Source organism: Hungatella hominis, assembly GCF_014288005.1.
GTDB classification, from domain to species: Bacteria; Bacillota; Clostridia; order Lachnospirales; family Lachnospiraceae; genus Hungatella; species Hungatella effluvii.
This window is the reverse complement of the sequence record NZ_JACOPB010000014.1, coordinates 15,003-37,663: the sequence shown is the minus strand read 5'-3', so window position 1 is coordinate 37,663 and position 22,661 is coordinate 15,003. Positions and strand designations below refer to the sequence as shown.

General features: G+C 50.5%; 15 protein-coding genes. 1 reads left to right on the top strand and 14 read right to left on the bottom strand.

Annotated features, from left to right (window positions below):
- Nucleotides 1-49 precede the first annotated feature (49 nt).
- Nucleotides 50-1,174, top strand: coding sequence for a glycoside hydrolase family 88/105 protein (locus H8S75_RS23405; protein ID WP_187023610.1), 1,125 nt, complete (start codon nt 50-52; stop codon nt 1,172-1,174).
- Here H8S75_RS23405 and H8S75_RS23400 read toward each other — a convergent pair.
- The 14 genes from H8S75_RS23400 to H8S75_RS23335 form a co-directional block, all read right to left on the bottom strand.
- Nucleotides 1,166-2,704, bottom strand: a complete 1,539-nt coding sequence (locus tag H8S75_RS23400; RefSeq protein WP_187023609.1) for a response regulator transcription factor — start codon at nt 2,702-2,704, stop codon at nt 1,166-1,168. The two genes, H8S75_RS23405 and H8S75_RS23400, sit on opposite strands and share 9 nt — an antisense overlap.
- On the bottom strand, nt 2,701-4,386 hold the full coding sequence (locus H8S75_RS23395; protein ID WP_187023608.1) for a sensor histidine kinase: 1,686 nt from the start codon (nt 4,384-4,386) through the stop codon (nt 2,701-2,703). Before H8S75_RS23395 ends, H8S75_RS23400 begins: the two co-directional genes overlap by 4 nt.
- Nucleotides 4,387-4,415: 29 nt before the next feature.
- On the bottom strand, nt 4,416-5,486 hold the full coding sequence (locus H8S75_RS23390; RefSeq protein WP_187023607.1) for a Gfo/Idh/MocA family protein: 1,071 nt from the start codon (nt 5,484-5,486) through the stop codon (nt 4,416-4,418).
- Nucleotides 5,487-5,506: 20 nt separating this feature from the next.
- On the bottom strand, nt 5,507-6,403 hold the full coding sequence (locus H8S75_RS23385; RefSeq protein ID WP_187023606.1) for a Gfo/Idh/MocA family protein: 897 nt from the start codon (nt 6,401-6,403) through the stop codon (nt 5,507-5,509).
- 1 nt (nt 6,404) lies between these two features.
- On the bottom strand, nt 6,405-7,505 hold the full coding sequence (locus H8S75_RS23380; RefSeq protein WP_187023605.1) for a Gfo/Idh/MocA family protein: 1,101 nt from the start codon (nt 7,503-7,505) through the stop codon (nt 6,405-6,407).
- A 22-nt stretch (nt 7,506-7,527) separates the two neighbouring features.
- Nucleotides 7,528-8,367 (bottom strand): carbohydrate ABC transporter permease, encoded by an 840-nt coding sequence (locus tag H8S75_RS23375; RefSeq protein ID WP_187023604.1) that lies wholly within the window; start codon nt 8,365-8,367, stop codon nt 7,528-7,530.
- Nucleotides 8,367-9,302 carry a carbohydrate ABC transporter permease gene (locus H8S75_RS23370; RefSeq protein ID WP_187023603.1) on the bottom strand — a complete coding sequence of 312 codons (936 nt, stop codon included), beginning with the start codon at nt 9,300-9,302 and terminating at the stop codon, nt 8,367-8,369. The genes H8S75_RS23375 and H8S75_RS23370 overlap by 1 nt, the downstream gene beginning before the upstream one ends.
- A gap of 21 nt (nt 9,303-9,323) precedes the next feature.
- Nucleotides 9,324-10,793, bottom strand: a complete 1,470-nt coding sequence (locus H8S75_RS23365; protein ID WP_187023602.1) for an ABC transporter substrate-binding protein — start codon at nt 10,791-10,793, stop codon at nt 9,324-9,326.
- Nucleotides 10,794-10,973: 180 nt separating this feature from the next.
- Nucleotides 10,974-13,022 carry a GGDEF/HDGYP domain-containing response regulator gene (locus tag H8S75_RS23360; RefSeq protein ID WP_187023601.1) on the bottom strand — a complete coding sequence of 683 codons (2,049 nt, stop codon included), beginning with the start codon at nt 13,020-13,022 and terminating at the stop codon, nt 10,974-10,976.
- A gap of 30 nt (nt 13,023-13,052) precedes the next feature.
- Nucleotides 13,053-13,409, bottom strand: a complete 357-nt coding sequence (locus H8S75_RS23355) for an Hpt domain-containing protein (protein WP_187023600.1) — start codon at nt 13,407-13,409, stop codon at nt 13,053-13,055.
- 183 nt (nt 13,410-13,592) lie between these two features.
- Complete coding sequence (locus H8S75_RS23350) at nt 13,593-19,367, bottom strand: bacterial Ig-like domain-containing protein (RefSeq protein ID WP_187023599.1); 5,775 nt, start codon at nt 19,365-19,367, stop codon at nt 13,593-13,595.
- Nucleotides 19,368-19,421: 54 nt separating this feature from the next.
- On the bottom strand, nt 19,422-20,273 hold the full coding sequence (locus tag H8S75_RS23345) for a carbohydrate ABC transporter permease (protein WP_117633221.1): 852 nt from the start codon (nt 20,271-20,273) through the stop codon (nt 19,422-19,424).
- Nucleotides 20,274-20,276: 3 nt separating this feature from the next.
- A complete protein-coding gene (locus H8S75_RS23340; protein ID WP_207729203.1) occupies nt 20,277-21,170 on the bottom strand; it encodes a carbohydrate ABC transporter permease in 894 nt (297 codons plus the stop codon).
- 102 nt (nt 21,171-21,272) lie between these two features.
- Nucleotides 21,273-22,658 (bottom strand): ABC transporter substrate-binding protein, encoded by a 1,386-nt coding sequence (locus H8S75_RS23335; RefSeq protein WP_243270420.1) that lies wholly within the window; start codon nt 22,656-22,658, stop codon nt 21,273-21,275.
- Nucleotides 22,659-22,661 lie beyond the last annotated feature (3 nt).

Below are 22,661 nucleotides of genomic sequence, written 5' to 3'. Positions count from 1 at the left end.
TTATATAATAAAACCCGTTAATTTTCTATAAGAAAGGAGTCTCCTACTCATGCAGGAACTGAAAAAAGAAGAAATCACCCGAAAACTTGACCTGGTCGTAAATAAGCTCTTAACGCTCGGCGGCCCTGAAAATGAAACAGAACTGGAGAACGGGGGCGAAAGCATCGGCTTCTTCCGCCGTGATTTCGGAATCAGCGAATGGGACTGGCCGCAGGGCGTCGGCCTATACGGTCTCTACAAGATCATGATGGTTGAAAAAAAGGATGAATACCGCAAGTTCTTATGCAGCTGGTTTAAAAGCAACATGGCCGAGGGCCTTCCGTCCCGCAACATCAACACCACCACTCCGCTGCTGACGCTGGTACAGCTAAACGAAATCTGCCCCGATCCGGAATTTGAGTCTCTCTGCTTAAGCTGGGCCGACTGGCTGATGCGCTGCCTCCCCCGCACGGAGGAAGGCGGCTTCCAGCACGTGACCAGCGCCAACGGCGACCGCCTGGGCGTCCGTTTAAATGAAAATGAAATGTGGATCGACACCCTGTTCATGACCGTTCTCTTCTTAAACCGAATGGGCCAGAAATACAACCGCCAGGACTGGATCAGTGAGTCCATCCACCAGGTACTCTTACATATTAAATACTTATACGACAAGAAAACCGGTCTTTTCTACCACGGCTGGACGTTCAATACGCGCGATAATTTCGGAGGCGTCTTCTGGTGCCGCGGCAACAGCTGGTTTACCGCAGGGATTCTGGAGTATCTGGAGATGTTTAAGGGCAGCCTGGATGCGGGCGTCCGGGAATTCATTGTAAACACTTATAAGAGCCAGGTCCGTACGTTAAAAAAGCTGCAGAGTCAGTCAGGATTATGGCATACCGTACTCGATGATCCGGCCAGCTACGAGGAGGTCTCCGGCTCCGCCGCCATCACTGCGGGGATCTTAAAGGGAATCAAGCTCGGTATCCTCGATGATTCCTATCTGGACTGTGCCTGGAAGGGCGTCCGGGCCGTCATGAATAATATCGATGAGGAAGGCACCGTACTGAACGTGTCAGGCGGCACCGGGATGGGGGCTGACAGGGAACATTACAAAAAGATATTGATTGCGCCGATGGCTTATGGACAATCACTTACGATTTTGGCTTTGATTCAGGCGTTAGACAATTTAAAATGATATTTTCACATTCCCCATCGCCCTCTTATACTCACTCGGCGTGCATCCGCAGCAGGAACGGAAGACCTGGCTGAAGTAGTGAGGATTTTCACCGAAGCCGGTGGCTTCGCACAGCTCGTAGACCTTGATGTCGGGCCTTTCTGCGATCAGTTTTTTAGCGCGGTCCATACGTAAGTCCATGACGTACCGTGTAAATGCAATTCCGGTTTCTTTCTTGAAGAGCTTGCCGAAATAGTCCGGGTGGATGAAGAGAACCGTTCCGGCTACTGCGGCGATGGAGAGTCCCTCGTCGCTTATATGATCGTGTACATACAACATGGCCTTTTGCACGGTACTGCTGAAGCTGGCCTGGTTCTTCTCTGACCTGTCAGTCTCCCACTGCGTTAAAAGCTGGCGAAGCATGGCCGCCAGACCGTTAAAGTCGGTGCGGGCACTCGTCATTAAGAGCCTGACAATTCCGGTTTCCCGAACGTGTTCATTCGTGTATTTGGCCAGAAGAAGATAGAGTCTGGCACAGTAGGTCCTTGTTTCTTCCGGAGACTTGTTTAAGCGCCTCAGGTCGTATATCACATCTTCCATCTCTGTCAGAGCCAGCTCCGCATTTCCGTCCTTTACGGCTTCTTCCAGCGCGTTAAAGCAGGGCTCCCCTTCTGCGGATTTCGTTTCTTCTTCGGATAAGATACAGAACTTGTCGTAGTAGAAACGGTATGAGGAAATTCTGGTCAGGAGGCTGTAGCGGTCTGCGAGACAATCCCCGGAGGTAACCGGAATCCAGGATACAGAAAACGGGTATTCGTTTTTATCACTCCATTCCCGGATTCCCGACAGGAGACGGCCAAAATCCATTGTTTCCTGATTTACCGCAAATACAACGTGGCCCATAAACAGCGTGACGACTGCCCTGCTGTCCCGGCGGGGTCCCAGGACGATCTGTTTTATGTTTTCCAGGAGTATATTGAGACCTCCCAGATTTTCTTCCTCCCTCTCGCAGGGAATACACTCCGCCAGGATATAACCGGAGCCCAGAAGCCGGTCAAGACGGCCGTTGTCCGGCCCCCCCAGCAAGCCATTTTCCAGCTGCTGGGCATTGGCATCCCGGATCGTCTGTTTTACAGTCCCGCGCAGCATCTCATCCTGCTGCCGGGCTTCCTTTTTTTCTTCTATCTCATGAAAAATCCTGGTGATTGTATCACTTAAATCCAACTGGGAAATGGGCTTTAACAGATAATCAGAAACACCGTAATGGATAGCCTCCTTCGCATAGGCGAAAGAATCATAGCCGGACAGAACCACTGTCGGTATGTCCGGGTACACTTTTCTCATCTGAGAGATAAATTCCAGGCCGTCCATTTCCGGCATGCGGATGTCTGTAATGATCAGGTCAAACCGGTACTGCTCCATTAATTCCAGAGCCTGCAGGCCCGTCATGGCGGGCACAGGCTCAATATCCAGAGAAAGCCAGATCGGCAGTCTCATAATTCCATTTACTATGATGCGTTCATCGTCTACAATCAGTGCCCGGTATTTCAACTGCTTTCACCTCCTGGCTGGCATATACACAGCGTAATCCATGTTCCCCGCCCTTTTTTTGAATAAATCCTTAACCCGCTGCCGGTTCCTCCCAGCATCTGAATCCGATCCTCTATATTTAACAGGCCGATTCCCGTATTGTCAGGCACCCGCCGCTCTCTGATCTGTGCCAGTATCTGTTCCGGAATCCCCGGCCCGTTATCCCAAATGCAGAGAATCAGGCGGTTTCCCTTCCTTCTGGCCCTGATTTCGATCAGACACGGCTTCATGGTAACCTCAGCCGCGTATTTCACCGAATTTTCCAGAATCGGCTGAAGAGAGAGTTTGGGAATCTTCATATCCATACACTCTTCCGGAATGGTGAACGCCACTTCCAGCCGTTCCTCCAGCCGTATTTTCTGAATCGTTACATAGCACGATAAAAGTGTCAGTTCTTCCCTCAGCGGTATCAGGTACTGCTGCTGTTTCGTCGCTTCACGGAAGAGAGTCGCCAGAGACTGAACCATACTGGATATCTCAGGCCGCCCGCTGTCCATGGCCAGCCAGTTAATGGCATCCAGCGTATTATAAAGGAAATGGGGATTAATCTGCGCCTGAAGGACCTTGATCTGGTACTCCTTCTCCTTGATTGTCCTTAAGTAATTGTCTTCCACCAGCCGTCCGATCTCTCCCGTCATAAGGTTGAAGTTAGCCGCCAGTTCCTCGAATTCCATTATATCCGTATCCAAAAGGTCTCTGTCAATCTGTACCGAAAAATCCCCTTCCTCCACCGCTTTCATTTTCCTGCTCAAAAATGCGATAGGAGCCGTTATGTGATGAACCACACGGGCCGTCGCCAAAAATGACGCAATTAATATGAATAAAATAGCCGCTGTAAAGAATATCATCAGCGTGTTCGTCGATGTCATCATCTCTTTGTATCTCTCATACCCCAGATACGTAATCCCGGGAAATTCAGACTCCCCCTCGGTCCTGAAATACCGTCCGGAGCCTCCATTTTTTTCTTTTCTCACAGAATCCAGCAGCTCCGGACTGTCAAAGATTCGCTTGTCTCCCGCGTAAATGGGATTTTCATGGTAAAAAATTACGATATTGCCCTTCGCAAGGCTTCCCTGCCTGCTCTCCGCCATCATCTTATCCAGATTCACACGGATCAGTATCATGCCCAGCGGGCGGTGTCCCCCAAACGGGGTGTCATAGAGTTCCCGGCCATAGAGCAATTCCTGGCCATTCCCCCGTTCCAGCCACACCGGCTCCGTTCTGGAAGAGCGTTCCTCCATGAGAAGCCTGATTTTCTCCTGCTCCTCCTCTGTCAGGTTGTAGTCCAGGCTTCCCGTCGCGTACTGGCGTTCCTCTAAGTCTGTTACAATAATGGAGACTGCGTCATTTGCCACCAGCGATCCGGTAATCAGGCGGTAATACAAATCATCTACCAGTGCGTAGCGGTCCTCCCTCTCCTGGTTTACCGCCCGCAGCGCCTCCTTCACCGTCTTGTCATTCATGATGTTAAAAGCGATGTTTTCGACAAAATGAAGGGTGTTTTCTATATTCGAAAAGGAGGCTTCAAATACATTAGAAGTCTCCGTCTCCATATCCTGGCGGTAGATGCGCTGTGACAGAATCACGCCGGCCCCCGCGATCAGAAAAAATATAATAATATCAATCCACACGAGCTGCATCATCTTATGATGCAGCCCTCTTTCCTTCTCCTTTATGACTTCCTCCCTCTGACACGGCATCCCATCTGCGCAATCATAACCGAGTGAACCGCCGATGATCCGTCAAATAAATCTTTTTTCTCTTCCGGTATCTCTCCCCCGCTTACCACATGAAGAAACAGCTCCAGCTCCTCCCTCAGAGAGACCAGAATATACTCCGGAGGCCGTTCCTCCGGGGATCCGTAGGAGATACCGCCGTCGGTTCGGGCAAACAGCTCACAGATCGCCCTCGCGCTCTTCTCATCCTCAAACAGCGGAAACTGCGTTTCCCCCGCATCGCTGATCACACGGACTTCGGCGCGCTTAAAATCGATCACCGCTCCCGCTTTCGTACCGTTAATACGGATAAAATGGTTTCCCACCCGGAACCCCGAGCCATACTGAAGCGTTGCGAATGCATTTCCGTTAAAGCTGGCGGTCAGCAGGAGCACATCGTCCTCATCTCCGAACTCCGCCCCGCGGTGCCCCAAATTTCCTCCCACCGCGTACATCTCCGTAGGCACTCCCATGATCCACTGCATAATATCAATCTCGTGAATATGATGGAATAGATGGCCTCCGGATTTATCCTGCATCTTCTTCCAGCTCACTTCCGCCTTTTTCCGCTCCCATCCGGTACGTTCGATATGCATGGTGAGTATATCACCGAAAAAGCCATCCTGAATCATCGCCTTAACTCTGGCAATTCCCTGATAAAAATGCATGATGTGGCCCACCATCAGCGTAACCTCCGCCTTCCGGCACGCTTCCACCATCTCTGCGGCATCCTCTGCGTTCAGTGCAAACGGCTTCTCACAGAAAATGTGTTTTCCCGCACCGGCCGCCGCCAGTACATGCTGATGATGCAGATAGTTCGGCGTGGCAATGATCACGGCGTCGATATCCGCATTTTCCATGATCTCATCGACAGAGGAAGCCCGCGGGCAGCCCAGCTCCCGGCTTAACCGCTCCGAACTCTTTCCGGGACTGTAAACCGCTGCCAGATGGACGTCCTCCCTCTCCTTTATGGCTCTGGCAAATTCCGCCCCGAAATAGCCGCAGCCCAAAACACCTATTCGTATCATCTATTTTATCTCTCCTTAATTTATAATACTACTTCCCGCCCGGTCGTGAGGCTCTCACCTGCGGCCTCCAGAAAACGGACCACCTCTGTCATCTCCTGCCTCGTAACGGGACTCTGTCCGGTATCGAACATCCGGATAATCTGTTCCACCAGACACTCATAATACCCTCTCTTGTCCTGGGATACATCGATAAACACACTGCCGGATTCATGGAATATGGTTCCTCCGAAGTTGCCGTTTCCACATCGGTTTCCCCGGATATTTCCGATTCTCCCATCCTTCCAGACTCCGGTGATGATATCATGCTCACTGGTATGGATGACGGAAACCTTGCTGCATCCCGTCCCCATAGTCCTGTAAAGCATGTCCGCCATGTGGACCCCATACCAGAAATACCCCGGCTGCGTAGCGGTAAACGGCATGGGGCCGAAGAAATCGGCTCCAATCACAGAATGCCGTTCACACTGCTTCAGTGCGGCTGTAAGTCCGTCTGCAAAGCGGAGAGAGGAAGTGGATAATACCGGTACTCCATACTGTTCCGCCAGCTTGAACATCTCTCTGCAGTCTGCCGTATTTAACGCAAACGGTTTATCGACATAGATTGGCTTCCCAAAGCAGACCATCTCCTGAAACTGCGGGAGCCGCTTTCTTGCGTCGACCTGTTCCAGAAAGACCGCGTCTGAATTTTTCATCACCTCTGCGATGGATGAATATAATTTTACTCCCCAATTGTCGGCAACTTCCCTGGTAAAATTCCCCATCCGATCCCGGCTCATATCAAAATCCTGTGATACAGGGCCCGGATACGCTGCGGTCACTGGATGACCTCCAATATGAAACGGCTCCCTCTCCCCATTCAGGATTCTTGAAAACTGAACCGCATGGGAAGAATCCAGCCCTATGATTCCCAGTTTCATACTATCTCGCCTCCAGTCTGACCGGCAGCCCCACGGCCATGGACTCTCTGGCCCCGTCCAGTACCTTTACACAGTTTAAGGCTGCGCTTCCGTCCAGCAGGGTCTCACAGCCGGGAGCTGTGTTTCCGGTTCTGACCGCCTCATCAAAACACATCAGTTCCTTATAAAATATAGAGCGCATCCAGGAAGAGGTCTTCATTCCCGGCTTACCAAATCCCCTTCCCGCGTCCGTTCTGTTTTTTCGATACCCACTCCTGCGTTCCTCATCCTCCGCCTCATTTTCCTGCATGGGATACAGTGTCTCTCCCCGGTCATTTTCCAGGCGGACAAAGGAATTTTTAAAATCCATCAGAATTCCACCCGTCTTTCCCTGAAGCTTTACAAAGTGATCTCCCAGGCGGAATGCGGAACCGATCGTCAGGGATGCAAAACCGCCTCCCTGAAGCTCCATATTCAGAAATATGGCATCCTCCTCATCGCCGCAGCCTTCTCCATGATGGACCAGATTCTTCCCTTTTGCATATACCGAAGCCGGAAGACCGCCCAACTGGCAGATTAAATCCACCTCATGCATGTGGTGGTACAGATGACCTCCGGAGATTTCCTTCATCTGTTTCCAGCCTATGGTTTTCTGAGGGCCCGCCCAGTCCGTATGAACGGCCTCAATCATAAGCAGCTCTCCGATCTCTCCCGCGGCCAGCAGCGCCTTTGCCGTCTGGACGCCCCTGATAAAATTGGTAGTATGCGCGGCAAAAAAATGTACCCCCGCCTTCTCCGCCGCATCAAGCATCTCTTTCGTATCTTTTAAACTCAATGCCACAGGTTTTTCACAGAACACATGCTTTCCGGCCTCTGCCGCAAGGATGGCAGGAGTCACATGGCTGTTATTGGGAGTCGTGATGATTACGGCCTCCACTTCCCTGTTGCTGCACAATTCCTCGATTGTCGGGGCCGCATAAGCCCCCGTGTCCCGCACAAACGCCTTCGAGCGCTCATAATCCAGATCAAAGGCCGCTGCCAGCCGCGCCCCCGGCAGTCCCGCAAGATTATCCGCGTGGATTCCACCCGCATATCCGCATCCGATGATTCCATATCCAGCCATTTTCTTCTCCTCTCTCCAGCCTTTATTTGTCTGCCCCCGCGGTAAGCCCCCCTACAATGCTCTTCTGTATAATCGAGAAAAATACAATCGACGGAATGACGACCAAAACTGACGCCGCCATCATGTCTCCCCACTGAAGCGTCTCCATACCACCCTTCAGGGAGTAAAGGCCCACGGAAACGGTCTGCTTATCCCCACTGCTTATAATCAGAAGGGAGTATAAGAATTCATTCCACGCGTTGATAAATGCAAATATAGCCGTAGCCACCAGCCCGGGCGCCACCAGCGGAAGCGCGATGTGGAGAAACACCCCCGGCCTTCGGAGTCCGTCTATCAGGGCCGCCTCCTCGATATCCTTTGGCACCGTCCGAAAGTAGCTGACCAGCAGGTAGGTGCAGAAGGGGACGGTAAATGACATATAAGCCATTAATAATCCCGGCAGCGTATTGGCAAGCCCCAGATTCGACACCAGGATAAAGTAAGGGATTGCCAGCAAAATTGGTGGAAACATATAGGTCATCACAATCACTCTCGTCAGAATCTTCTGTCTCCTGCCTCCAAACCGCGTAATTGCATAGGCGGCCAGAGAGGAGATCGTCATGCCCAGCACCGTGGACAGCGACGAGTAGAGAAGACTGTTCCTCACGTATATCAGAAAGTCCGTCTTATGAAGCAGATCCTTAAACCAATACAGCGAAAACCGTTCCGGCAGAAGGGCCGCCGTGTTGCTGACAATCTCAAACTGTCCCTTAAAAGAGGCAAATATCACGATAACGAGCGGTCCCCCCGCCAGCAGTACCGCGGCGGTAAGAATTACATAGGACAGTATGGTCCATCCGTTTTTATGCAGTCTCGCTCTCATCACGCCACCTCCTCTTCCCAGTGGTCCAATATCTTAAAATAGATCAGACAGGCCGCCGTCAAAAACAGCAGCAGCAGAATGGTCACAGCCGAAGACCTCCCCAGGGAATACAGGGTCCACCCCATGCGGTAAGCAAAGATCGGCACCGTTTCCGTGGATGTTCCCGGACCGCCTCCCGTCAGGAGGAATATCAGGTCAAAGCTGTTAAAAATCCAGATTGTTCTTAAAATAATGAGCAGTCCCACTACGACTCTCACAAACGGCAGCGTAATAAAACGAAATCTCTGAAACGGGCTGGCGCCGTCAATCTGGGCCGCTTCGTATAAATCCCTGGAAATCGTCTGCAGGCTCGCCAGAATATTAATGGCAAACAGGGGGACTCCAAACCACACATTGATCAGGCTCACTGTCAGCATGGCGATCTTCGGGTTGGCCAGAAACTGAATCGGCTGTGCGATCAAATTCCAATGCAGCAGCTTGGCATTGACAATCCCGTATAGATCATTCAAGAGATAGGACCATGTAAAGGTAACGATAATCATGGGAAATGCCCACGGGATCAGCACCAGCGTCCGGAACATCCCTTTGAGCCGGTTGATTTTATGAAGTGACAGAGCCACTATAAATCCGAAAAACAGCTGCAGAGACAGTGAAATCACGGTGTATACAAGGGTATTCCACAGCGCGTGGTAAAACTCCGGATTCTGCAGAACCGACACGTAATTGTTAAACCCGACGAACTTAACCGCTTTTCCCAGCAGGCTCTTATTGGTAAAACTGTAATACACACTGATACATATCGGATATGCCAGCAGCAGTATGGTCACGAGAAATGCCGGAGTAATGAAAACCCCGCACATGTGGCGGTCCACAAAATCCGCTATCCGGTCCCCGACACTCTTTCCGGCGTTTTGCCGATCCCGGTATTGCCTCATAAAATTCCTCCTGTAATGCTATTATTCCATCAATATCTCAATCGCCGCGTTCAGCTTGTCATTCGCTTTCTTCGCAGCTTCTTCCGCTGGAGTCCCGTTCAGTACGATATCCTGCAGACATTCCTCAATAATACCCTGGCTGGTCAGCGCCGAGGCCGCAGGCGTAAGGCCATAGTCCATACCGATAAAGGTTCCCTTCTCAATCCCTTCCTGGATGTACTCGATCTCTGTCTTGAATTTCTGGATAGTCTCATCATCATAGAATTCTGCTGAGTTCGCAGCTTCCGCCGTCGCCGGCAGCTGTCCGCCTGGAATCAGATGCAGGAAATCAATATAGCGTTCCTTTTCAAAATGGAACTTGATGAAGTCATATACCGTTTCCGGGTACTTCGTCTGATTCCATCCCATCAGACCAATGACAAATGTGGTAGCTCCAAGATTTTCCCCATCCGGTCCCGTAAACGGAACCGCTGCTATCTTATCCAGAAGCTCCGGTGAATTCTGTTTGACTCCATTGATATGGAAGCCCGATCCAAATGCAAACGTCGATTTTCCCTGGAAGAATACGTCATTCTGCTCGGAGAGCCCATAGTTTACGGAGCCTTCCGGAGAGCCTGCCTTATAGAGGTCCGCCATCAGCTGAATTGCCTTTACCACCTTCGGATCGGTTAAATTCCCCTTATTATCTTCTGTAATTAACGGAGCTCCCTCCGCCTTTGCAAAGCAGCTGAGAAGCTGTGCGCACATCTGGTCATTTTTAGACATGGCAATGGTAAATCCATATCTGTTCGGGGGATCCGCCACCGCGGTCACCGTGCTTAACAGCTCGTCCCAGTTTTTCGGCACAGGCAGATTTTTTTCCTCCAATACGTCCTTGCGGTACCACATGACATAGGAATGAAGGTAATAGGGAATCCCCAGAACCGTGTCCCCATCCGTAAAGTTCTCCAGAGGTTTTCCAAGGAAATAGTCCTCTCCCAGCGCATCGATCAGAGGATTCATGGGCAGCACCGCCCCTGCCTGATTAATTGCAAATAAGTTGTCCGGATTTACGCTGCTGACATCCGGAAGCGCTCCGGCCGCCAGCCCCGCCGTCCATTTCTGAGTAAATACATTCCATGGATACACCTCTACATTGATGGTCACATTTGGATGTTCCTTCATGTACTCGGCTACCATCTCGTCGATATAGTCTTTGCGTGCTCCCTCTGTAAATGTATGCCAGTATGTAATCGTCTTTTTCGTTCCATCATCGGTAATGGCTGCCATGGGGTCTGCGGTCTCACTCTCCTGTACCTCCTGCCCCTTGCCTGCGTCCGCACGTTCCGCCGCTGTATTTCCTGCTGCCTTACCTTCCGCCGCTGTACTTTCCGCCACACTTTCCGCCGCCGGAGCCCCGGTCGCTTTCTGCCCGTTTCCGCTGCTGCACCCCGTCATTACTGTTGTGGCCGCAAGTGCTGCCGCCACAATCAGAGCTAATCTTTTTTTCATAATCGCCTTTATCCTTTCTTTTCATTTGGGAAGCTTCCTCATCTGTTTCTATTTTAACAGACGCTCTTTATCAAGTTAATTCAAAAATCAGACATAAATGGTAAAATATCCGAAATAAAAAAGCGGAACCTCCGGTATCTCTCCGGAAATTCCACTCTTCTCGCCTGGCCCACAGCTTCCTCAATTATCCATTGGCGAAAGCACAGATAAAAAGCCCTGAATTGTCTTGTCATACAGGCAGAACTGGTTCCTGCCATTTTTCTTTGCTGAATAGAGCGCCTGATCGGCGCAGTGGAACAGCACTTCGTAATCTACTCCATTCTCCGGACAACGCGCCACTCCCATGCTGACAGATATCTGGAAGCCCTGGAAGGAATCCGTCAGGGAACGGAAGATGCGCTCAATCTGCGGCATCACATTGTCACGGTATTCCACGAAAATCAGGAATTCATCGCCTCCGACTCTGGCTGCGACATCATCCCTTCGGATATTCTGCCGCATCTTCTGGGAAATGTACTTTAACACCTCGTCCCCGAAGATATGACCGTGCTGGTCATTGGCAAACTTAAAGTAATCCACATCAATCAGGATCATGGCATACTCTTTGCTCTCGCGCTGGACTATCATATTCTCAATCATTTCCTTGGCCGCCTTGTGATTATAGAGGCCGGTAAGAGAATCCTGGGAGGCCAGGCGCTTTAAATTAGTGAGTTCCATCTGTTCCTCGTGGATATCGATGAATTTACCGATCGTCCCGGAATATAAGGTATCCTCGTCGGAATCCCAGATCGTGCGCGCCACTACCTTGAACCACCTCGGTTTTCCCTCGATGACAACCTGATAGCTCCCACTGAACACCGGCTCTCCCGGGGTGGTCGCACGAAGCTGTTTCTTTAAGTCTGCAAAATCACTTCTATTAAATACCCTTGCAAGTTCTTCATTATGCTCCGGATGGGCGATCAGCTCCGGAATCCCCAGATACTTCGCTCCCCACTCAGATACTTCCAGAAGGTCCGAATGGATATTGTATTCAAACTGAACCTCCTGCGACATGGAGGCGAAGAAACGGTACTTAATACGCTCCTGCTCCAGAAGCATCAGCGTCCGGTTCGACGCACGCAGTTCATTATGGGACTTCAGCTCGTACGCAATTCCCTCCATCTCAATATCTGACATCCCGTCCAGGGAGTGTAAATCAAGCTCCTTCAGAATGCGGTCCCCCACCTCCACGAGACATTCCAGTAAGAGCGGGTTAAATGCCCCGCACTCCCCGTTTAAGATCATCTCCATTGCCTTTTCGTGGCTGTAGGCCGACTTGTATACACGTTCGCTGGTGAGCGCATCATAGACGTCTGCCACTGAGACAACCTGGGCCGCGATGGGGATTTCATCCCCCTTAAGCCCGTCCGGATACCCATTTCCGTCATACCGCTCGTGGTGCCAGCGGCAGATATCATGAGCCACCTGAATCAGCTTTTCCGTCTGACGGTTCGGCGCATTTTTCAGGATCTGCGCTCCTACAGCAGAATGGGTCTTTATGACCTCGAATTCCTCCGGTGTCAGACGGCCGGGTTTATTCAGAATCTCCTCAGGGATGGAGATCTTTCCGATATCATGCAAAGCCGACGCATTGACGATCAGAGCGATATCCGACAGCGACAGGTGGATCTCATCGGTCTTCTCCAGCAGCTTCTTTAAGAGCATCTCCGTGATCACACGGATATGCAGCACATGGAGCCCGCTCTCTCCGTTACGGAACTCGACGATGTTGCTCAGAATCTCGACCATCAGGAAATTATTCTTCTCCTTATCGATGATCTGCTCCGTCACCATACCTTCCAGAATCTTCTGCTTCGTATAGAGCATGAGCATGTTGCTCACACGGCGCAGCACCGTCTTCTCATCAAATGGGCGGCTGATATAATCGGCCGCTCCCAGGTCATAAGCGTGTTCAATATAACTGGAGGACGTCTCCGCCGAAATCGTAATGACCGGAATGCTCTGAATCCAGCCATTTCTGTTCATAATCGCCAGAACCTCGAATCCATCCATCTCCGGCATCACGATGTCCAGAAGAATCAGCGAAAGATCGGCGTGGTACTGGTTCAGCAGGGAAACTGCCTCCACGCCGTTGGACGCTTCCATAATATCATACTCGACAGACAGTATGTCCGCCAAAAGGGAGCGGTTGATCTCCGCATCGTCCACTATTAAAATTTTATTCTTCATTTATCTTTTTTCCTCGCGTATCTGGCGCAATTAATCGTTCTTCAGCATTTGAATCGCCTGAACCGTCTGACTGTAATCGTCTTTCACCCGTTCAAAAAGAGGTCCCGCCTCTTCGCTCCAGCCGCCGGCCCGCAGAGACTCGGTCAGCGCGCTGCTGGACTCGGCAAGCCTGGTGATCGACAGATTCAGGCAGATCCCCTTCAACGTATGGGCCGCTCGGAAAGCCACCTCATAATCACTCTCCTCCACTGCCTTAACCAGTCCGGCAAAGCTTTCATCACTGGAAAACTTCAGCAAAAAACGGGCGACCCTTTCTTCATTCGCCAGACGGCGAAGAACTTCCTCATAATCGGCGCCCATCGCCTCGTAACATTCCCTTACCGTCATCGAAATATCCTCCTGATCCTGTAACCTTAAGTCTTTCTATCTGTTATGATAAAACGCTTCTCATCATTTGTCAATGAAGGAACCTTCATTCCTCATTTATTTACTGATTTCACAGATAACATCGGATAAAACCAAAAAGCTCCCGGGAAGTATCCGCTTCCCGGGAGTCCATGTTCCTATCTCTTAATCAGGGCGCCAGACGCCGTCTTCTCCGATCCGGTATCCGACCGTTACCACAGTGTCTTTAGCCATACTGCCGTCGCTGTTTAAATAATACCAGTTTCCATTCCACTGAACCCATTGGTCTGCGGCCATCACTCCCCCGCTTTGCAGGAAGTACCACAATCCCCGGTCCAGTACCCAGACATCAGCCGCCATGGCGCCATCTGCTCCCAAATAATACCAGTGGTTCTGATCGAGTACCCAGCCGACTGTCATGTATCCCAGATCGTCGAAATAATACCATTTTTCATTGATACGGGCCCAATCCGATTTCACAAAATCGCCGTCCAGTGTCTCAAACCACCAGCCATTCTCATTCTGTTTCCAGCTTCCCTTTACCGTATCCGGCAGAACCGACTTGACTGCCGGACTTCCGCTGCCATTATTACCGCCTCCGATGTCATTACCGCCATCGTCATTGCCTCCATTACCGTCGTCATTGCCGCCGTTGTCATCATCTCCGGAGCCATCGTCCTCCGCCTTTACTGTAACGGTAAATTTTGCGGTCTTTCCTTTATAGGATATTGTAATCGTTTTAATTCCAGCCGTCGCTGAGTCGAATCCAGCCAGTTCATACTCCGTGACAGCAGCCTTCGTTCCGTCCTCGTAGACAGCGGTTACCACCAACCCGGAAGCATCAAACGCCTCATGAATCCGGTACTCTGTTTTTTTCGGCTGAGCCGTAATTTCAATTCCGGTTAAATCGGCCTCTTTGGGATTGGCAATTACAAATGTACTGAAGCTTCTCACGAAAAAGTGCAGGAAGCCGCCGCTGATCTCCGGATCAATCACTTCAATACTGCCATCATCCAATACGTGATAGATGATGAGATCAGCCTTATCGATCCCCTCCGGGATCTTTAAGGTCATATAAAGCGGGATATCCGGCTGAAGCTCTTCTCCATTCACCAGAAGCTTGATTTCCATTGCCGCCGCTGCTTTGGTCTCCGGGATGTCTTCCGGAAGCCTCGTTCCCGTAATCCGGGAAACGATCGTAAGATTCCCCTGGCCAAGCGGAGCATTCAGGAGCGCTCCGGCCACCTCCGCACCTTCCGTCAGCTTCGAATCTCCCTCGGCTCGTATCGCGATACCGGGATATGCATTTTTAAGCAGTGCCTCGAGTTCTCCCATACGGACGGCCATCTCTTTTGTCAGAACCGTATGTTCCGCTCCCATCACATCAAGGAACACTTCCTTAGCCGCATCGGCGGCCGCGGCCTTTTCCTCTTCCGTCGCATAGGCCACATTCTCTTTGTTTAATATCTCCCTGGCCCCAGCCACGGACTGCTCCAGCACGGCGTTCTTTAATATATCTTCACGGTTTGTTACCGTAACCGTCACACCGGTTGTAAACGTCCTGTCTTCCCCGTCTTTATCCGTTCCCTCATGACTGACCGATATCTTTCTGGTTCCGGTTTTGGTCAGCTCATCTGCATCATAATCGTAATCTGTAATGGTTTCTTTATAATAGACGGCGTTGCTCCCGCTGGCCTTCATGGTCCGTTTTACTTCCATACCCTCCGGATCAAAGACACTCCCCGTCTCATAGACCGTCTTCTTCGGCTGCTTTGTCACCGTAATTCCCGTCTCGTAATAGTCCAGTTCCTCATCATAGACGGTTACCGCCACGCGGTCCTCCAGATACCGTTCCTCTCCCTCGCTGTCGGTCCAGGTATAGCGTATCGCCACCTTCGTGTCACCCGGCTCTGTAAAATCACCGATGGCGTCGTATTCCCCATCATCCAGAATTCTGACCTCCGCCGGTGCCGCATTGCTCGCCGTGGCTTTCATGAGAAGGCGCACTTCCATGCCATCCGGCTGGAACGCTTCTCCGGTTCCATATACAGTCTGTTCCGGCGGTTTTACCACCTTAATGCTCTGAGGTTCCATGGTATCCCGGTCGTAAACGTTAATATCAAAGGCGGCTTCCAGCGTCATACCGTCTTCCGTCACATAAGTAACCGTTACCGGAACGGTTCCCGTCTCCGACGTATCCGGCATACTTACCGCAAACTCGGCCGCGTCAAGCACGCGCACCCGCTCTCCTTCACAATAGGCTCCGACCGTCAGTCCTTCGAAATCAGGTTCTTCCCCTCTCTCATAGACAGTTTTTACAGGCGGTGTATCGATCCTGATTCCGTCAATCACACAATCTCTCGTAACAGTGACAGTATAATCCGCAAAGCTGGTACCGTCCGCCGATGCGACTCCAATCTCTATGACATTAACACCTGGCTTTAACGGAATCACCGGATCCGTCACGTACTGGTTATTAACCTTGATTGTCACCTCATTGCTCGCCTGAACCGTCTCATACTGCAGTGTCACACGGCGCACGTCTGACGGCACTTCTCCTTCGTATTCCATTGTATTAAAATCAAATTCAGGAGTTAAAGTGACGCCCTCCATGGCAAGACTCGTTAAATAGGCCAGTCCGGATGCATCCTTTTTCACCAGATTCAGCTGATAGCTCTCCTCTGTCTCCCCATCCTCGGCCAGAACGGTTATGCGGAACGAATCACCAGATCCGGATACCGGCACGGTAACCGCGTCCTTTGTAGCATCCTGATCTCCAACCATAATCTTTCTGGCGAAAATGCTGCTGGCTGCCGGCTGTACCTTCACCTCACTGCTGCCGGAAGGGATTTCCAGCTCATAGATATTGCCGCCCTTCCACTCCGCCTCTTTTCCATCCACACGGATTCCTGAGATGCCCGCGTCATCGTAATCCATGGCAGGCCCGGTACAAACCTTAAAATAGTCGATTAGTAAGTCTCCAACGTTTGATCCGCTGGAGAAAAACTCAAAACGGTCAATATTTTTTCCCTGTGTCCGCAGCGGCTGGTCGGCCAGCTTTGGGACATTCATGTCATTTACATAAAAATCAAAGGTGTTGGTATCCAGGTTAATGACATTCCTGATAATATCCCATTCGTTCTTTGTATACCCCTGAACATTTACTGTGTTCGAAGAGCCCTTCTTATTATGGGTGATAATATTTCCTTTCGAAAGCGCAAAGGTACCGATTGCATTGGAACTGCCCGTTGGATCTCCCGTTTTGAAATCTGCTTTGTTAAAGGAATACATACCAAACTGATTGGCAGATGCAGACTCCGTTGTCCGCTTCACTCTTGCCTCCACCGTAATGATTCCGCTTAGATCATACTCCTTCTTTGTATAAGCATAGAGGCTGTAGGTGCCGGTTTTCGCCATCTCCAGATATTTGTTTCCATTCCCCTCTGCCTTAATCTGCAAAGATGCCTTAGACGCATCTACAGCGGAGATATCGGAAACCTTCCATATATTGTTTCCGCTGCTGCTGTTTGTAAATGCTCCCGCATCATACTGATCGAATAAGTCTGCAATGAGATACGTCGTTTTTCCGATCTCCTTGGAAAGAATCAGATTCACTTCCGTTGCGGCGGCTGGCATTACCTTTACCTCTTCAGCGGCAGCCGTTGTGTAGCCCTCTTTCGAAGCCGTTACCACATATCCGGTTCCGATCTTCACATCCGTCATCTCGTAGCAGCCGTCGTTTCCAGTTTTAGCAGTAAATACCAGATCTCCCAGCGATGCGGTCACGGTAACGCCCTGCAGAGGCCCGGATGAGTTTGATACGCACCCTTTTACACTGCCCGCGTCAGACAGGCTCTCCCCCAGCTTCAGCTGGACTCTCGTCACCGCCTTCTCCTCCACCGTGATATTCGGTGTCTCTCCATCCAGATAAATCTCTTTGGATATCACCGCCGTATACGATCCCGGCTTCACCCCCGTTATGGCGAAGAATCCCTGCTCATCTGTCAATGCGGCGTAATCCGTATCCATTAACTTTACGGCGGCTCCCTTCATGATATTTCCGTAGGGGTCTTCCACATATCCGTTTAGGATTCCGCTGCCCGCTTCCCCCTGATACTCGAAGATTCCCATATCCGGTTCCCCGTTAAAAAGGGGAGCTCCGGCAAAGTCACTCCCCGGGTTCGCCGAAATAGACAGAAGCGGGTCATCCTCTATCTGGGTTCCTGCATTCAGAAGAGGCGATTCCGGTTTCAGACGCAGCTTGAGAAGCTCCGCCGCCCCATCATCTTCGTCTCCTGTCAGACCGCCTTCAAACATCGGATCACCGCATACCGCGCGGGTCTCCTGCTCCGGCGCCTGTACTCCCTTTCCATAATAGCAGTTGCTGTCATAAGAGGTAGAAGGCCCCTCGCCGATTCCAACGCTGGTTGTAGTCTTAGCAGTATTGTAGAATATATTATTGTTGATATAGTGCATATTGCCCGATTTATTTAAATAAACACCATTGCCCCCTGATGACTCAATAAACGGCAGATTAGACTTCTCAATTGTATTATAAAGGATGTTATTGTAGACATAATTGACACCCTTGTCCCCATGTGGATTGATATACCGTTTCTGTGCATCCTTAATTACATTGTAGCGGACCACGGAGGTTCCAAAGATAAAACCGCAGAGAAGGATCCCGTCTCCCGTGTCATGGATGTAGTTGTACTGAATCAGGATATTGGTGGACGCCTTATCGGGATCTATGGCATTGGAATCCGCACCCCCGGCTTTTACCCTGGTCTTGTAGACTTCATTCCTCTGTACGGTTACACCATCCGCGTAGTACATCTCTATGCCGCACGTCCCGGCTTCCTTGGATATATTTCCCTCCACAACGGCGCCCTGCACGCTGGTCAGATAGATGGTGTTGCAGGCATAGTCGGAATTTTCCTGGCTTAAATAGTTGTCGCGTATGGTAACGTCCGTATGCGGCTTCCAGTTTTCACAGTAATAATTATTTGCGGCATTGCCCTTCCCCTCTTCTCTTGACGCCCAGTGTTCTCCGCCGGTATCGGCGCCCTTCCACTGCTTGACAATAATGCCGCCGAAGGAATTGTTATTCACTACATTCCGCTCAACCGTAATATCGTGAAAAACCGTCGGCTGGTCTGTGGCCGGTTCCATCACCTCAAACAGGATTCCGCCCGTTCGCTTCGACTTATCCCATCCCTGTTTTCCCAGAATTCCCGGCTTTCCATTGTTGTCGCCGCTGATCCAGGCACATACGCCGGTCACATCATGAACGTATAAATCGTGCAAATAGTAATTGTATAAGTCGCCTCCGTCCTGACCGGCAATGCGGATTCCCCTGACATCCTTTAACTTATTCCCATTCTGGTCGTTCATGGCGCCGGTGAATCCGGCTGCCGTATTGGTAATCTCCAGATCTGAAATCTCCCAGTACTGCTGATTATAGAGCGATACCACTTCGGGAACCGCCGCATTTCCGGCCAGCTTCGGTTTCTCCCCAGCCCCATAGGCGCCGATAACGATCGGATTTCCAGCCTCACCGGACCCCTTCGGGAAAAGAGTTTCCTCTTCCCATACGCTTCCGGCCTTCAGCAATATCCGGTCTCCCGGCTGAAAGGTTCTGTTATTCACCATTTCAAGGCTCTTCCACGGCTTGTCTTCCGAGGTTCCCTCATTTTCATCATTTCCGGCCTTAGAATCGAGATAATAGGAAATACCTGTCCCCGCTTCTTCTCCATAGTCCCTGGATACAAGAGCCCTTCCTCCTGTAACCAGGCGTTCACCATAAGCCTTCATCTCCCTGTTTCCCGCCAGATCCACGACCTCACTGCCATCGTATGCGGCCATCTTACCTGCCGCCGCTGCCGGAACCGGGAACAGCGTACTGAATGCCACGGCTCCCGATACTATACATGCTGTCATTCTGGTCTTCCATCGTGATAAGCTGTACAATTTGTTATCCCCCTTTTATTTTATTTATCCCTTAATCCCATCCATGGCAATCCCATCCACCAGATACCTCTGGAAAATAATAAAGAACACCACGATTGGAATCAGTGAAACCACTGACATTGCAAACAAACCGCCATAGTTATTGTAAGAGTTCGGGTCTAAATACATATTGAGCGCAAGCGGAATCGTATATTTCGTTGATGAGCTCATGAAGATCAGCGGCTGGAAGAAATCCTGCCAGATCCAGTAAAATGCAAAAATAGAAGAAGTGATAATGGCCGGCCGCACAATCGGAATCAGCACCCTGACCAGAGTCTGAATCTTGCCGCATCCATCAATTTCCGCCGCCTCATCCAGCTCTTTCGGAATCCCCTGGAAGAACTGAACCATCAGGAAGATAAAAAACGCTCCTCCGAAGCACCACGGCAGGATCAGGGCCACCCGCGTATCGATTAAATGGATTTTCTTCAAAATAATATACTGCGGAACCACCATAACCTGTGCCGGTATCATCATGGTCATCATCACACATCCAAACCAGAAATTGGAGAACCGGAATTTCAGTCTGGAAAATGTATAGGCTGCCAGCAGTGAGGAGAGCACGCATGTGATGGTCCCCACAACCGTTACCACCATGGAGTTCATGAAAAACGTGCTGAAAGCCACGCCGCCGATTCCCGCAAATCCGCTGGCATAGTTCTTTGCCGCATCCCAGACTTCAGGGAGCAGGGAATAGGTATTGGTAAACATTGTTTCGTTGCTCTTAAAGGAGCTGGCCAGCAGCCACAGGAGTGGGTAGATCATAAAGAATCCCAGTATACACGCCCCGGCGTGAAAAATCACTGAACTCAACTGTCTTTTTCTCTTCATTCCCATGATTTATTCCCTCCCGGCTTCATAATAAACCCAGCTTTTCTGAGTCTTAAACAGGATTACGGTAAATACGGAGACAATCGCCACCAGCACCCACGCCAGCGCACAGCTGTATCCCATATCAAAATACGTAAACGCACGGCGGTACAGGTACAGGACGTACGATAAGGTGCTGTCCAACGGTCCGCCATCCGTGATGACGTAGCTCTCGGTAAACACACGGAAACCATTAATAATCTGAAGAATCAGATTGAAGAAAATGGTCGGCGTCAGCATCGGAATCGTAATCTTCCAGAAGGTCACGAAGCCGTTCGCGCCGTCCACCTTTGCCGATTCATAGAGCGAGCCCGGAATCTGCTTCAGCGCGGATAAAAAGATCAGCATGGAAGAACCAAACTGCCAGACCCCCATAAGAATAATAACGTACAGCGCCGTCTTCGGATTACCTATGAGGGACGTCTTCTGCGCGATGCCAAAGACACCCAGCAGCGTCATGATAACGCCCTTGTTTCCGAAAATCTGTTTCCATACCACCGACACTGCGATGCTGCCGCCGATGATGGATGGAATATAGTAAAGCGTCCGGTAGAGTCCCAGTCCCTTGTGCTTCTTGTTTAACAGCATTGCCACAAACAGCGCAAACGCCAGACGCAGAGGCACTAAGAGCAGCACGTATAAAAAGGTCACTTTTAACGCCTTATAAAAGGTCTTATCCTGTGTAAACGCCCGCACATAATTGGCGGCCCCGATAAACTGCGGATCGTTCAGAAGATTGAAATCCGTAAAAGAATAGTAGATGGAGATACACATGGGAATCAGCCACATCCCGATGAAGCCCAACAGCCAGGGGGCAAGCAGCAGATACGCCACTTTATTGTCTTTATATCTTTTCTTTATCAAAATAGTCACCTCAGTCTTTTAAAAAGGGACTGTCACAATGTCTTGTGCAATCCCTTTGTCTTCATTTCCTGAAACGTGTCTGAAAATGTTTTCTTCCACGCCTTAGTTATTTCTCACCAGTATGGCATTTGCCTCCTCACGGAAGGTCTTAGCAGCCTCTTCTGCTGAAACCTGGCCGTAGAATGCGCTGTAAGCCGCGTTCTTAAAAGCTTCGTTGATCTCGGACATACCGATCGGGTCCGGAGCAGGCGTCTCGCCGCAGATATCGGCAGTGATATCTAAATAGTTGAACATTTCTTCCTGCTGCGGAGATAATTTGCCGGTGGATTTCATGTGTTCTCTGACCGCGGATGATGCCGGAGTTCCTCTTTCCCCCATCATGATATCGTTGGCTTCCTCAGAGTTTACAAACCAGTTGATGAACTCAGCCGCCTCTTTTTTATGCGCTGATGTCTCGGAAATGGTCAGGAACATACCTGGTTTATTCCAGAGGCCTTTATATTCGGTGTTATCAGATAATGGCAGAGAAGTAATCTTCAGCTTATCGTTTACGGATGCCACCTTATTGGCATAGTTGTTCCACTCGATCATGGTAGCGCCTTCGCCCGTCACCACAGGGCCTGCCTCCTGTCCCAGCGTCTGGATTGCCGCATACTCATCCGGATTCGGAACTGCGCCTGCTGCCATCAGCTCCGACCACATATTCAAATAGTCGATACAAACCTGGTCATCGTCATAACCGAGGGATTTCTGATCATCACTGAATAGAGAAGCGCCATGCTGTCTCACCCAGTAATTAAACAGGTTGGTATCATCCACAGGGCCAGTCGCAGAACCCAGCTTTCCTGTCTTATCTTTCACGGTCTTGCATAAGTCAATAAAATCACTCCAGGTCCAATCCATGGAAGGAACCGCCACACCGGCCTCCTCCAGCACTAAAGGATTATACCCCATTGCGAGAAGAGAGCTGGAATACACGAGTCCGACTGTCTTTCCGCCGATCTCACCGGACTTCATCAGGTTTTCATCGATACTGGAGGTATCGATGGTGCCGTCTTCTATATATGGTGTCAGATCCGCGATGGAACTGTTCTTTGCATAGGTACTGATATAGAGATAGTCCATCTGAACGATATCCGGCATGGCTCCTGCTGCCGCCTGAGTCGCCAGCTTGTCAAAGTATCCATCCCAGCCGGAGGGAACCGCTTCAAATTTTACATTCGGGTGAAGCTCCGTATACTTATCCAGAAGCTGCTGTGTCAGTTCGTGTCTTGTCTGCCCGCCCCACCAGGTAAACTTAAGTGTTACATCTTCACCATCGGAGGAAGCTGCTGCGGTCGTGCCGCCAGTGGATGTGCCTCCAGTGGCTGCAGCCTGCGTCGTATCAGCCGCGCTGCCTTTCGTCTTATCCGGGCTTTTGCATCCCGTTGCCGACAGTACCATCATTCCAGCAAGCCCCAGCGCCAGTAAACGTTTCATTTTTCTCATAAC